Genomic DNA, 13,111 nt, shown 5'->3' with positions numbered 1-13,111 from the left:
ACGGTGAATGCTAGCGCATACCAACCGGATTAGTCTAAAATCCCTAATTCGTCCCATATCGCATCGACACGTGCGACCACATCCGGGTCTTTCGCGATCGGTGTGCCCCACTCGCGAGCGGTTTCTCCTTGCCATTTATTGGTGGCATCGAGCCCCATTTTCGAGCCAACGCCAACCACTGGCGACGCAAAGTCGAGCGAATCTATCGGTGTATTTTCCACCATCACGGTGTCGCGCGCGGGATCCATGCGAGTGGTGATTGCCCAAATAACATCATTCCAGTCACGCGCATTCACATCGTCGTCACACACTATCACAAACTTGGTGTACATAAACTGACGCAAGAAAGACCACACGCCCATCATCACGCGTTTCGCATGCCCTGGGTATTGTTTTTTCATGGTGACCACCGCCATCCGGTACGAGCAACCCTCCGGAGGCAAATAAAAGTCGACAATTTCCGGGAACTGCTTTTGCAAAATGGGCACAAACACTTCGTTCAGAGCCACACCCAGTACGGCAGGCTCGTCCGGTGGCCGCCCCGTGTAGGTGCTGTGATAAATCGGCTTTTTGCGCATGGTCAGATGCGTCACAGTGAATACATGGTGACGCTCTACTTCGTTGTAATAGCCGGTATGATCGCCATAAGGCCCTTCGTCGGCATATTCGTTCGGATCGATATACCCTTCCATCACAATCTCGGCACTCGCCGGCACATCCAAATCGTTACTGATGCTCTTTGCCACCTCGGTTTTACTGCCGCGCAACAGCCCTGCAAAGGCATATTCAGACAGGGTATCGGGCACGGGGGTGACGGCGCCGAGAATGGTAGCCGGATCCGCGCCATAAGCAACGCTGATAGGAAAAGGTTCACCCGGATGGGTTTGCATCCAGTCATGCAAATCAAGTGCGCCACCGCGGTGTGCGAGCCAACGCATAATCACTTTGTTTTTGCCGATTTTTTGCTGGCGATAAATACCAAGATTCTGGCGCTTTTTATTCGGCCCGCGCGTAATGGTCAGCCCCCACGTCAGCAATGGCGCCACATCACCCGGCCAGCAGCGCATCACTGGGATTTTATCCAAATCAACGTCATCGCCGCTAAGCACAACTTCTTGACAACGCGGACGACGGACTGTCTTGGCGGGCATATTTAACACCTGACGAAACACAGGCAGCTTGTCGAGCGCATCGCGAAACCCTTTAGGGGGCTCAGGCTCTTTTAAGTAGGCCAGCAGTTTGCCGACTTCACGTAGCTCAAGCACATCGTGTCGGCCCATACCGAGCGCCACACGCTTAGGGGTGCCAAACAGATTCGCTAATACCGGCATGTCATACCCGATAGGGTTTTCAAACAGAAGGGCCGGCCCGCCCGCTCTTAGGGTGCGGTCGCATATCTCAGTGATCTCTTGGTCAGGATCCACTGGCTGCGTAATGCGTTTAAGCTCACCTTGGGCCTCAAGGTAATCAATAAAATCGCGCAGATCGGAAAGTTTCATATCAGGCTCAATGAGTTAATGGACGCCTCTATGATACCAAGTAAACCGGTATCCGGATCGGTAAAGGGTCGACATTAGCGCGACGACAACGCAGATGCAATGTGCTGGCGGCCAAGGGGGCCAAGCTCGTCACCTAATCCACTTAACCACTCATCTTTTCCAGCTTCGACCAATAATTGTGCCACCTGCTGCCCTTGGCGTAATGATAACTGAGACATCAAAAAGTCAGCGACTGGCGCGGGTAATGGAGAAAGATTCGCCAGTTGTCGAATCGCGGGGCCACGCAGCGATGGGTTATCTGCGGCGGCCATCATTTGTTGCAACGCAAACCCATCATTAGCTCGTTGACGCAAAGCATGCAGTGCATTGAGGCTGTATTGATCGGTACCGCGCCGCCAAAGACGATCATACAGTGCCGGCCGGTCCGTCGCTTGCGCAAGTGCAGCCAAAATCGCGTTATCTGGTAGCCACATTAAGGTGGGATCAGTGAGGTATTGTTCGACCAAATAGGCTAAGCCATCGCTGTCATACTCATCAATCATCGCGACCAATGCATCACGGCGTTGTCGATAACCCGGCTGAGATGGCTTAATCCAGTCAGCAATCACCAATTGGCGATAACTGAGTAACATGCCTAACTCTTGGGTCAGTTGTTGCTCCCGATAACGTTTTAACTGTTGGCGTGCTGCTGCCGCGTAATGGAAGGCAGGGGTCGTGACCCAATAACCGTCTTGCTGGTGACGTAACAAAAAATGGGGTTGTTGCTGACTCAATTCAGCCAGATAACGTCGCCAATGATCGTTGTTCAGTGGCAAGGGTGAAGAGAGTAAACGGTAGAGTGTCGCTTCACGTGTGAGCGGCGGAAGCTGACGAATATGCGCTTTGAGCGCAGCGACATCGTCTTTCGCGAGCAGAGTAGACATGGTACGCATGGCTTTAGCCGTGTTCGCGTTATCTAGCACCTGTTCAATAAAGGTTTGGGTGACGATCTGAGCATCTGCGGCTGGCGCATTAGCCGTCAAGGCCGCCGGGCTCGACAAGCTCATGATCCCAAGCCCTATAGCCAACAGTGTCGTACAGTAACGTCTTGCCATCCGTTGCAATCCTATGCCCAGTGTCACGCGTTCGGCGCCACCTTTCCTTGGTCACGTCTATTGTGCGAGCTGGGCCTTGGGTGAGCAATAAAAAAGCACTGCGAATGCGCAGTGCTTAACACTATTGCGTTAGCCGTTACGAGTTTTGCCGCCGCATGGCATCAAAGAACTCATTATTGGTTTTGGACATCGCCAATTTACCAATCAAGAACTCCATCCCTTCAAACTCGCCCATTGGATGCATGATCTTTCTTAAAATCCACATCTTTTGCAGTTCATCGGGTTTGGTAAGGAGCTCTTCACGGCGGGTGCCTGAGCGGGTGAAGTCAATGGCAGGGAAAACACGTTTTTCCGCAATCTTACGCGAAAGGTGCAGTTCCATGTTACCTGTCCCTTTAAATTCTTCGTAGATCACTTCATCCATCTTCGATCCCGTATCCACCAGCGCGGTAGCAATGATAGTCAGGCTCCCGCCTTCTTCCACATTACGCGCCGCACCAAAGAAACGCTTAGGACGATGGAGAGCATTGGCATCCACACCACCGGTCAATACTTTGCCCGATGATGGCACAACCGTGTTGTAAGCGCGGGCTAAACGCGTGATCGAATCCAACAAGATCACCACGTCTTTTTTATGTTCAACCAGACGTTTTGCCTTCTCAATCACCATTTCGGCAACTTGCACGTGTCGGTTAGCTGGCTCATCAAAGGTCGAGGCAACCACTTCCCCTTTAACCAGACGCTGCATCTCGGTCACTTCTTCCGGACGCTCGTCAATCAAAAGCACCATCAGTTCGCAATCAGGGTGGTTAAACGCAATGCTTTGAGCAATGTTTTGCAGCAACATGGTTTTACCCGCTTTCGGCGGTGCCACAATCAAACCACGTTGGCCTTTACCGATAGGCGATGCCAAGTCGAGGACTCGGGCGGTGATGTCTTCGGTAGAGCCGTTACCGCGCTCCATCACCATCCGCTCGCTCGCGTGTAATGGGGTTAAGTTTTCGAAAAGGATTTTACTGCGGGCATTGTCGGGTTTGTCGCTGTTAACTTGGTTAACTTTTAGTAGCGCGAAGTAGCGCTCGCCGTCTTTCGGCGGCCGAATTTTACCCGCGATGGTATCGCCTGTGCGCAGGTTAAAGCGCCGAATTTGGCTGGGCGAGACATAAATATCATCAGGGCCGGCCAAATACGAGCTGTCTGCGCTGCGCAAGAAGCCAAACCCGTCTTGAAGAATTTCCAGCGCGCCATTGCCAAAAATATCTTCACCGCTTTTTGCGTGCTGTTTGAGGATCGAAAAAATAATGTCCTGCTTACGCAAGCGAGCCAGGTTTTCAAGTCCCATGCTTTCGCCAAGCGCAACCAGCGTCGAGACGGGTTGAGTCTTCAGTTCGGTAAGATTCATAGTGGTGAGTGTCTTGTTTATCAAAGTTGAGGTCTGAAATTAGTTAGCGTGTCGAGACCAGTGGCATGTTCGAGAGATGAACAGAAGTACAAATTCCGTGCAATAAGGTAGCACCTAAATGGGGTATCGTCTAGTTGACAGAAAAACAACCGCCGCTGTGAAGCAGCGACGATTACTTTAACATTACAGGTTAGCGTCAAGAAACTCTTTCAGTTGAGTTTTTGACACAGCACCAACTTTGGTTGCTGCCACGCTGCCATCTTTAAAGAGTAGCAGTGTTGGGATACCACGGATGCCGAACTTAGGCGGAGTACCTGCGTTCTGGTCAATGTTCAGTTTTCCGATGGTGACTTTACCTGCATACTCCTCGGCGATTTCGTCCAAAATCGGTGCAATCATTTTACATGGACCACACCATTCTGCCCAAAAATCAACCAAAACAGGTCCTGCAGCTTTTAGAACGTCTGCCTCAAAGCTGTCGTCGGTTAGCTGCATAATTTTGTCGCTCATCTTTTACTCCAATACATGTTTTAGTTACTGGCTAAATTGCGACCAGTAAATTATGGGACTATTTGACTGGATTCGCTTCCGTATTGCAAGCCTAAGCTGATATTCTATCCGGATGAAAATGACGCATATCACAGAGCAGAAATTTGCCGAGCTCGGCTTGCACGCCGATGTTCTTAAAGGCTTGGATGCCAAGGGGTTTACTGAATGTACTCCTATCCAGGCATTGGCATTGCCGGTCCTGCTCACCGGCCAAGACATTGCAGGGCAGGCGCAAACAGGGACAGGAAAGACCCTGGCGTTCCTCGCTGCGACGTTTCATCACCTCCTCACGACCGATGTCCCCGCATCGCGTAAACAAAATCAACCGCGTGCCATCATACTTGCTCCTACGCGTGAGTTGGCGATTCAGATCTATAACGATGCTGAACCGCTTTTGGCGAATACCTCAATCACCGCCGGTCTCGCGTATGGTGGTGAAGGTTACGATAAACAGCAACAAACGTTGGAACAAGGGGTTGATATATTAATCGGCACCTGTGGTCGTATCATCGACTTCCACAAAAAGAAAATTATCGACTTGCACAGCATTCAAGCAGTAGTGCTGGATGAAGCCGACCGTATGTTTGATTTGGGCTTTATCAAAGACATTCGCTTTTTGTTTAACCGTATGCCGGCCCCCAACCAGCGCTTAAACATGCTGTTTTCGGCGACCTTGTCCTATCGTGTACAAGAGCTAGCCTTTGAGCACATGACTAACCCTGAACACGTGGTAGTGGAGCCAGAGCAAATTACTGGCCATCGCATCAAAGAAGAGTTGTTCCAGCCATCCAACAAAGAAAAAATGCCGCTGCTACAAACGCTCATTGAAGAAGAGTGGCCCGAGCGCGCCATCATCTTTGCCAATACCAAGCATCGCTGCGAATCCATTTGGGCCCATTTAGCCGCCGATAATCATCGCGTAGGTCTGCTCACTGGCGACGTCCCTCAGAAAAAGCGGGTTAAAATTTTAGAGCAGTTTACTAACGGCGAACTGGACCTGCTCGTTGCCACCGATGTGGCAGCACGTGGATTACATATTCCTTTGGTTACCCACGTTTTTAACTATGACCTTCCCGATGATGCGCAAGACTATGTCCATCGCATTGGCCGTACAGGACGAGCCGGCGCCAGTGGCAGCTCAATTAGCTTTGCCTGTGAAGAGTACGCGATAAACTTACCGGCGATTGAAGAGTACATTGAGCACAGTATTCCGGTCAGCGAATTTGATCGTAACGCGCTATTGAAGGATCTGCCGCCGCCAAAGAAAATGACTAAACGCCCGAATACGCAGCGTCGTAGTAACAACAAGAGCGGCAGCAGCAATAATAAAAGCAGCAGCAACAACCGCAACCGGCAGCGCCGCCGTCCACAAAAGTCGGCATAACAGAAAAAACATAGGTCAGAGCGCATCATGAGTGGTCACGGAAATACAACATCAACACCGACGCTGTACGCCGCGATTGATTTAGGCTCCAACAGCTTTCATATGCTGGTGGTGCGCCAAGTGGCCGGCAGTGTTCAAACCCTTGCCAAAATAAAGCGAAAAGTACGTCTCGCCGCTGGGATGGATAACCAACAACAGCTCAGCGATGAAGCCATGCAACGCGGCTGGGATTGTTTGGCTCTGTTCGCCGAACGCTTGCAAGACTTTAACACGGACCATATTCGCGTGGTCGCGACCGCTGCGCTTCGCCGTGCCAGTAACGCTGATGCCTTTTTAGCCAAGGCAAATACTTTACTGGGTTACCCTATCGAGATTATCTCGGGCGAAGAAGAAGCGCGCACCATCTACCAAGGGGTGGCGCACACCTCAGGTGGCCCAGGTAAACGCTTGGTCGTCGATATTGGCGGGGCTAGCACCGAGCTGATTATCGGTGAGCAGTTTGAACCGACCTTGTTACAAAGCCTTAATATGGGATGTGTGACTTTTTTAGAAGACTACTTTGCCGATCGCGTCCTCAACCAAGCCGCTTTTGAGAAAGCGATCGCCGGTGCGAAAGCAGAGTTGACCCCGTTGATAGCTCAGTATCGCGAACTGGGGTGGGACTGTTGTGTTGGCGCCAGCGGCACGGTACAAGCGCTGCAAGAAATTATGGTGACCCAAGGGATGGATGAAGTGATCACCTTGGAAAAGCTTCACCGACTGCGCGATCAAGCGATTGCCTGCGGGCAAATGGACGCACTGGATATTGAGGGGTTAACGCTCGAGCGGGCCTTGGTTTTTCCGAGTGGCCTGTCCATCTTGATTGCCATTTTTGAGTGTTTAGAGGTTACTCGCATGACCCTCGCCGGCGGGGCGCTACGTGAAGGCTTGGTGTACGAAATGATGACCGCGATGCGTCACAGTGATATTCGTGCGCGCACCATTGCCAGCATCCAATCCCGCTATCAGCTTGATGAGGACCACGGGATCAATGTGGCTGCGACCGCACTTGAATTACTTCATCAATGTCCCGCGTCATGGATTCCAGAGCCGGAAGCCGGTAGCCTGCTCCATGCGGCAGCCTGCGTGCACGAAATTGGGTTGAGCATTGGCTTTAAACATGATGGCGACCATGCCGCATATTTAATTACTCATCTCGATTTACCTGGCTTTACCCGTGCACAAAAACAACTGGTTGCCACCTTGTTACGCTATTACCGTGAACAACTGGTATGCATTGATGGCCAACATGCCTTGTCCACCACCAGTGCCAACCGCCTCCTCCGACTACTACGCGTAGCTGTGATTTTATGCCATCGTCGCGACAGTCGCGTTCGGCCAATGATCGGACTCAATGCTGACGGCGACGCACTCACTTTGGTGTTAGATACCACACTGCTTGACGCTAGCCCACTGTTACGCGCGGAGCTAGAGCAAGAGGCGCTGCGTCAATCAAGCCTTGGACAGCCACTCGTCGTGCACGCTCAAGACGCTCACGCTCTATCGCACACACACCATTAGCAAAACAAAAGGCCCACACCTTGATGGTATGGGCCTTTTTATCCTTGGCGCTGTCAATCAGCTCAGCAGGCAATTAAGCCGCTGCAATCCCACTATGGCGCAATAACGCCTCAGGGCTTGGCTCGCGACCTCTAAAGCGAACAAACAAGTCTTTTGGTGCTTCACTGCCCCCGCGGCTAAGAATATGGTTTAAGAAGTCTTCACCGGTGTCACGGTTAAAGATCCCATCCTCTTCAAAACGCGAATAGGCATCACTCGAGAGTACTTCAGCCCATTTATAGCTGTAATAACCTGCACTATATCCGCCCGCAAAGATATGCCCAAAAGCATGCGGAAAGCGGTTCCATTCAGGCGTCGGCACCACTGAGACTTGCTCACGCACCGCATTTAGCGTTTCCATGATCCGCGGGCCCACATCCGGATCAAACTCGCTGAATAGACGGAAATCAAACAAACTAAACTCGAGCTGACGCAACATTCCCATGGCTGAGTTAAAGTTTTTCGCCGCGAGCATTTTTTCCAGCATGTCTTCAGGAAGCGCTTCTCCAGTTTGGTAATGCCCCGAAATAAAGCTCAGCGCCTCTTGCTCCCAGCACCAGTTTTCCAAAAACTGACTCGGCAACTCTACCGCATCCCAAGGTACACCATTAATGCCGGAGACATCAGCCACGTCGACTTGCGTCAGCATATGATGAATGCCATGACCAAATTCGTGGAACAGGGTGACCACTTCATCATGGGTAAACAACGCCGGATCGTCACCCACTGGCGGATTAAAGTTACAGGTTAAGTACGCCACCGGTGTTTGCAGTTCACCGTTCGCTTTGCGACGACGCACCCGGCATTCATCCATCCACGCGCCACCACGTTTATGCTCCCGCGCGTATAAGTCCAAATAGAAGCTGCCACGCAGCGTCCCTTGGCTGTCATGAATGTCATAAAAGCGCACACTTTCATGCCACGTGTCGATTCCTTTACGCTCGGTAATCGTCATACCGAACACACGTTTCATCACGTCGAACAAACCATTGAGCACTCGCGCTTCAGGGAAGTAAGGGCGGAGTGCCTCATCGGAGATGGTATAACGCGCTTGCTTGAGTTTCTCGCTGTAATACGGAATATCCCAAGGCTCAAGGGTATCGACGCCAAATTCTTGCTTGGCATACGCCTTCACTTCGGCAAACTCGCGTTCACCTTGAGGGCGGGCTTTGTCGACCAAATCATTCAAAAAGCCCATCACTTGGTCTGGTGTTTCTGCCATCTTGGTCGCCAACGACAGTTCGCTGTAGCTATTAAAGCCCAACAAACGTGCCAGTTCGTATTTTAAGCGCAACGACTCATTCATCAGCTCGGAATTATCCCACTGCCCCGCTTGCGGGCCGCGGTCAGAAGCACGCGTGGTAAAGGCTTCATACATTTGTTGACGTAGTGCACGATTATCGCAATACATCATCACAGGCAGGTACGAGGGGACATCCAGGGTAAATAAATAGCCTTGCTGCGATTTTGCCTCTGCTTGCGCTTTCGCCGCCTGGCGCGCGGACTCAGGCAAGCCTGCGAGTTCACTCTCGTCAGAAATCAACTTGGTCCATCCCATGGTGGCATCAAGTATATTATTGCTAAATGAAGAGGAAAGCTCAGACAAACGCTTTTGAATGTCACCAAATCGGTGCTGCTGATCCACCGGCAAGGCAATGCCCGAGAGTTCAAAATCTTGCAGCGCATCGGTGATGGCTTTTTGCTGAGCAATCTCTAGGGTGTTGAATTCGGCGCTCTCTTTTATCGCTTTGTACGCTTGATACAAACCTTTGTGCTGCCCGCGCCATGTTGAATACTCAGATAATAACGATAAGCAGCTTTCATAGGCTTCACGCAATGGCTGGCTATTGACCACCGCATTCATATGGCTGACCGGTGACCAGATCCGGCCTAGCCGATCTTCGGCCTCAGTCACCGGTACGCAAACAGTGGCCCAGTTAGCTTGGTCAGTGCCAGCAGCGGCATCGACAGCTTGGCGACAGTCAGCAATAGCGGCTTCCACTGCCGGCTTAACATGCTCAGGCTTAATCGCCGAAAACGGAGGTAAATCCTCAAATTGAAGTAGCGGGTTGGACATAATGCCTTCCTTTTTGCTACCAGACGCTCACTCTATGAGGCCTGGAATATGAATGACAACTGGTATATGCCGTCTCGAGGGGGACTTTTCAATCCTTTGGGCTCAAGCAAGTTGTATTGCGAGCGTTACAAAATGATTCTGAGACTGCTACCTCACTGCCGGTTTGGTATGCTAATACTCAGAAGGTCAGAGTGGGTGGCTTTACAAGCACCACCAAACAGGACAAGCTGACCTCGACATAAAAGCCAGTGGCACCCTGTGCCTATAAGATGGAGAAAGACATGGCGAAGCATTTCGACTATATCTGTATCGGTGGCGGTAGTGGCGGTATTGCCTCTGCCAACCGTGCCGCGATGCACGGTGCTAAAGTCGCCCTTATTGAAGCAAAACACCTAGGCGGCACCTGCGTCAACGTAGGGTGTGTGCCAAAAAAAGTGATGTGGCATGGCGCCCAAGTCGCAGAAGCGCTTAACCTCTACGCGTCAGACTACGGTTTTGATGTGGATGTGAAAGGCTTTAATTGGTCAACACTGGTTAATAACCGTGAAGCCTATATCGGCCGCATCCATAAGGCCTACGACAATGTTTTAGATAAAAACAACATCGATGTCATCCGTGGGTTTGCGCGCTTTGTCGACAACAACACGGTTGAGGTTGATGGTGAGCATTACACCGCCGATAACTTCTTAATTGCGGTCGGTGGCACGCCCACTGTTCCAACAATTCCGGGCGCTGAACTTGGCATCGATTCTGATGGCTTCTTTGCTCTCCCCGAGCAGCCTAAGCGGGTGGCTGTTGTCGGTGCCGGCTATATCGCGGTGGAGATTGCAGGCGTGTTACATGCGCTCGGCTCTGACACCCACTTGTTTGTGCGTAAAGACCGTCCACTACGGACATTCGACCCTATGGTGACAGATACCTTGGTCGAGGTAATGGAAAAAGAGGGGCCAACCCTTCATACCCAGCATGTTCCGGTTTCCGTTACCAAAGAGAACGATGGCAGCCTGACGCTATCATTTGAAAACGGCACCACCCACAATACAGACACCTTGATTTGGGCAATTGGCCGTCACCCCACCACAGATAAAATCAACCTGGGTGCGACGGATGTTCAAACCACGGCAGATGGCTACATCAAAGTCGACCCATACCAAACCACCAGCGTGCCACATATTCACTGTGTCGGCGATATCATGGATGGCGGCATTGAGCTCACCCCTGTTGCGGTGAAGGCGGGACGTTTATTATCAGAGCGCCTATTTAACGGCCAGACACATGCCAAAATGGACTATGAGTTGGTGCCAACCGTGGTATTTAGCCACCCGCCAATCGGTACCATTGGCTTGAGTGAGCCAGAAGCACGCGCCAAGTATGGCGATGACAATATAAAAGTCTACACGTCCAGCTTTGCGGCCATGTACACCGCTGTTACTCAGCACCGCCAACCCTGCAAAATGAAGCTGGTGTGTGCTGGCGATGAAGAAAAAGTGGTGGGCCTGCACGGGATCGGCTTTACGGTCGACGAGATGATTCAAGGCTTTGCGGTGGCGATGAAAATGGGCGCCACTAAGGCAGACTTTGATAGCGTGGTTGCGATTCACCCAACCGGGTCAGAAGAGTTTGTTACCATGCGCTAAGCCGCGCGAGATAGGTTCATATCAAAACGCCGTGTCGATACACGGCGTTTTTTTATGGGGATTCATTGTTTGTTACAGCAATTAGCCTGTCAACTGCGCACAGAAGCGAGCCAAGCCTTCTTTAAGACTCGCCAGTGCCGCCGTGGCTTGATCGGCTTCTCCTTGCTTGGCCGCTTGCTCTAGTGTCAACGCGTTCTGATACAGCTCTAGTGCGGCCAAATTACTGGCGCTGCCTTTCATTTTATGCGCTTCACGGACTAAATCGGCGTAATTAGCCTCCGCTAACTGCCTTTCCATCACCGGAAGCTGTTGCTTGCTTTCTTCAACAAAAATACGGCAGGCTTCGTCAAGAAGCGCCGGACTGTCCATTAACCGACTTAACGCTTCTTCTTTATCCCAAACCGATAGGTCGGCCTTTCCTTGATTGACACTCATGTTGGATCCTTTGTACTGATAGACCTATGCGCCACATGGGCTTTTTGAATACTTTGTAGCCATCTTGTTTCTAGCTGTTACTAAGGTTAACCAGCTGCGTTTATCCTGTTGAGATAGTGGTTAAACTCAGGTCCAATCATGCTCGCTTTTCCCCCAAATCATAACAACAGAAGTGAGTGCAAATCATGATGGATATGTTGCCTTGGCTAATCGTTTCCGGTCTGATTGTTTCAGTCATCACCGGACTATTAACCGTATTGATGGTAAAAGGTCTCGATTAAATCTGAAAGACTCCATGGTACGCCATGGAGTTTTTGCTTGTCCGCTGTTTATATTGATTTAGAGTGTATCCGACTTAGCCTTCTTTCTGGCCTTTTTATCCGCTTTACCCTTTTTGTCTTTCTTGGCTGCTTTTTGTTTGGCTTTTTTAGCTTTTTTAGCGGCGTGATCAGACGCTTTCTTCGCTTTCTTTTCTTCACCACTCACTAGCGAAATAGGACGACAGACGTAGCCTTTTTCACTCGCGACCCGCGCACATTTACTACAAGCCACGCGTGGCGGTGTGGTGATGATTGCCAAGGTGGATAGGTTAGCTTCAACCTCGCCTCGGCGCCATTTACATAAAGCTTTGGCCACTTACGCCTCCGCGCCTAACGCTGCGTTAATGTACATATCAAAACGGTTTTTCTTGGTGGTAATGGTCGAATGCGGTGGTTTATCCGCTAACGGCGTCGCATAATCCGGCCGCTTAACCACCACGCGACTGCGGGCCAGTTGAAGTGCGGGCAGCAATAAGGCATCTGCATCGCTATCTGCCCCCACTAAAGATTGAAAAACGCGCATCTCTTTTTTCACCAAGGCGGCTTTTTTCTTGTGGGGATACATGGGATCAAGGTAAATCACATCAGGTCGCACCAAACCTGGCATGTTTGCCATGTCAGTCAGTGCTTGCTCACTATTGGCATGCAATAACGTCATCCGTGATTGCATCCATGCACCAATATCGGGGTCCTGATAGGCTCGCTGTAAGCCATCATCCAGCAAGGCGGCAACAACCGGATGCCTTTCTATCATTTGCACGGAGCAGCCTAAAGACGCCAATACGAACGCATCGCGCCCCAGTCCAGCGGTGGCATCGAGTACGCGCGGGGTGATCCCCTTATTGAGCCCAACCGCTTTCGCTATCGCTTGTCCTTTCCCCCCGCCAAATTTACGACGGTGGGCGACCGCACCGCTCACAAAGTCAACAAACACTGCCCCTAATTTAGGTTCATCGCGCTTGCGTAGTTCAAGATGCGTTTGTGTCATTACCAGGGCAAACGATGAATCAGGATCATGAGTGAGTGACCACTTCGACTTTAGCCTTTCAAATTCTTCGTCTTTTTCAAGAGCGTCACAAATCAAACTGAGTTGCACATCGGATCTCCACAGCTGG

At 51.0% G+C, this 13,111-nt stretch carries 10 protein-coding genes and 1 pseudogene; 3 read left to right on the top strand and 8 right to left on the bottom strand.

Annotated features, from left to right (window positions below; all coding sequences use genetic code 11):
- Window positions 1-77: 77 nt before the first annotated feature.
- From ubiD to trxA, 4 genes and pseudogenes are all read right to left on the bottom strand, one after another.
- Window positions 78-1,499: pseudogene (ubiD, locus tag BZG77_RS05135) on the bottom strand (4-hydroxy-3-polyprenylbenzoate decarboxylase); the annotation flags it as partial.
- A 74-nt stretch (window positions 1,500-1,573) separates the two neighbouring features.
- The gene (locus BZG77_RS05130; RefSeq protein WP_131826135.1) at window positions 1,574-2,593 is read right to left on the bottom strand and encodes a hypothetical protein; all 1,020 of its coding nucleotides are present in this window, start codon (window positions 2,591-2,593) and stop codon (window positions 1,574-1,576) included.
- Between the two features lie 136 nt (window positions 2,594-2,729).
- Window positions 2,730-3,995: a transcription termination factor Rho gene (rho, locus tag BZG77_RS05125; RefSeq protein WP_021022212.1), complete on the bottom strand. Its 1,266-nt coding sequence runs from the start codon at window positions 3,993-3,995 to the stop codon at window positions 2,730-2,732.
- A 183-nt stretch (window positions 3,996-4,178) separates the two neighbouring features.
- Window positions 4,179-4,505, bottom strand: a complete 327-nt coding sequence (trxA, locus tag BZG77_RS05120) for a thioredoxin TrxA (RefSeq protein WP_021022211.1) — start codon at window positions 4,503-4,505, stop codon at window positions 4,179-4,181.
- A gap of 112 nt (window positions 4,506-4,617) precedes the next feature.
- Here trxA and rhlB point away from each other — a divergent pair, with 112 nt between their 5' ends.
- Window positions 4,618-5,928, top strand: coding sequence for an ATP-dependent RNA helicase RhlB (gene rhlB / locus BZG77_RS05115; RefSeq protein ID WP_077646446.1), 1,311 nt, complete (start codon window positions 4,618-4,620; stop codon window positions 5,926-5,928).
- Between the two features lie 27 nt (window positions 5,929-5,955).
- Complete coding sequence (gene gppA / locus BZG77_RS05110; protein ID WP_077646445.1) at window positions 5,956-7,488, top strand: guanosine-5'-triphosphate,3'-diphosphate diphosphatase; 1,533 nt, start codon at window positions 5,956-5,958, stop codon at window positions 7,486-7,488.
- A gap of 73 nt (window positions 7,489-7,561) precedes the next feature.
- Here gppA and prlC read toward each other — a convergent pair whose 3' ends face one another.
- Window positions 7,562-9,604: an oligopeptidase A gene (gene prlC / locus BZG77_RS05105; RefSeq protein ID WP_077646444.1), complete on the bottom strand. Its 2,043-nt coding sequence runs from the start codon at window positions 9,602-9,604 to the stop codon at window positions 7,562-7,564.
- Window positions 9,605-9,885: 281 nt separating this feature from the next.
- Here prlC and gorA point away from each other — a divergent pair, with 281 nt between their 5' ends.
- On the top strand, window positions 9,886-11,241 hold the full coding sequence (gene gorA, locus BZG77_RS05100) for a glutathione-disulfide reductase (protein ID WP_021022207.1): 1,356 nt from the start codon (window positions 9,886-9,888) through the stop codon (window positions 11,239-11,241).
- Window positions 11,242-11,322: 81 nt separating this feature from the next.
- Here gorA and BZG77_RS05095 read toward each other — a convergent pair whose 3' ends face one another.
- The 3 genes from BZG77_RS05095 to BZG77_RS05085 form a co-directional block, all read right to left on the bottom strand.
- Entirely contained in the window at window positions 11,323-11,676 is a 354-nt protein-coding gene (locus BZG77_RS05095; protein ID WP_077646443.1) for an Hpt domain-containing protein, read from the bottom strand.
- Window positions 11,677-12,015: 339 nt separating this feature from the next.
- Window positions 12,016-12,312: a hypothetical protein gene (locus BZG77_RS05090; protein WP_077646442.1), complete on the bottom strand. Its 297-nt coding sequence runs from the start codon at window positions 12,310-12,312 to the stop codon at window positions 12,016-12,018.
- Entirely contained in the window at window positions 12,313-13,092 is a 780-nt protein-coding gene (locus BZG77_RS05085; RefSeq protein WP_077646441.1) for a class I SAM-dependent methyltransferase, read from the bottom strand.
- Between the last annotated feature and the right edge of the window lie 19 nt (window positions 13,093-13,111).

The organism is Salinivibrio sp. IB643, from assembly GCF_001996105.1.
In the GTDB taxonomy this organism is placed as follows: domain Bacteria; phylum Pseudomonadota; class Gammaproteobacteria; order Enterobacterales; family Vibrionaceae; genus Salinivibrio; species Salinivibrio costicola.
This window is presented reverse-complemented; position numbering and strand designations above follow the sequence as displayed.

What these genes read in the sequence shown, in the direction of transcription:
- rhlB (WP_077646446.1), top strand. Translation starts at nt 4,618, where the DNA reads ATGAAAATGACGCATATCACAGAGCAGAAATTTGCCGAGCTCGGCTTG.
- gorA (WP_021022207.1), top strand. Translation starts at nt 9,886, where the DNA reads ATGGCGAAGCATTTCGACTATATCTGTATCGGTGGCGGTAGTGGCGGT.
- gppA (WP_077646445.1), top strand. Translation starts at nt 5,956, where the DNA reads ATGAGTGGTCACGGAAATACAACATCAACACCGACGCTGTACGCCGCG.
- rho (WP_021022212.1), bottom strand. Translation starts at nt 3,995, where the DNA reads ATGAATCTTACCGAACTGAAGACTCAACCCGTCTCGACGCTGGTTGCG.
- prlC (WP_077646444.1), bottom strand. Translation starts at nt 9,604, where the DNA reads ATGTCCAACCCGCTACTTCAATTTGAGGATTTACCTCCGTTTTCGGCG.
- trxA (WP_021022211.1), bottom strand. Translation starts at nt 4,505, where the DNA reads ATGAGCGACAAAATTATGCAGCTAACCGACGACAGCTTTGAGGCAGAC.
- BZG77_RS05095 (WP_077646443.1), bottom strand. Translation starts at nt 11,676, where the DNA reads ATGAGTGTCAATCAAGGAAAGGCCGACCTATCGGTTTGGGATAAAGAA.
- BZG77_RS05130 (WP_131826135.1), bottom strand. Translation starts at nt 2,593, where the DNA reads ATGGCAAGACGTTACTGTACGACACTGTTGGCTATAGGGCTTGGGATC.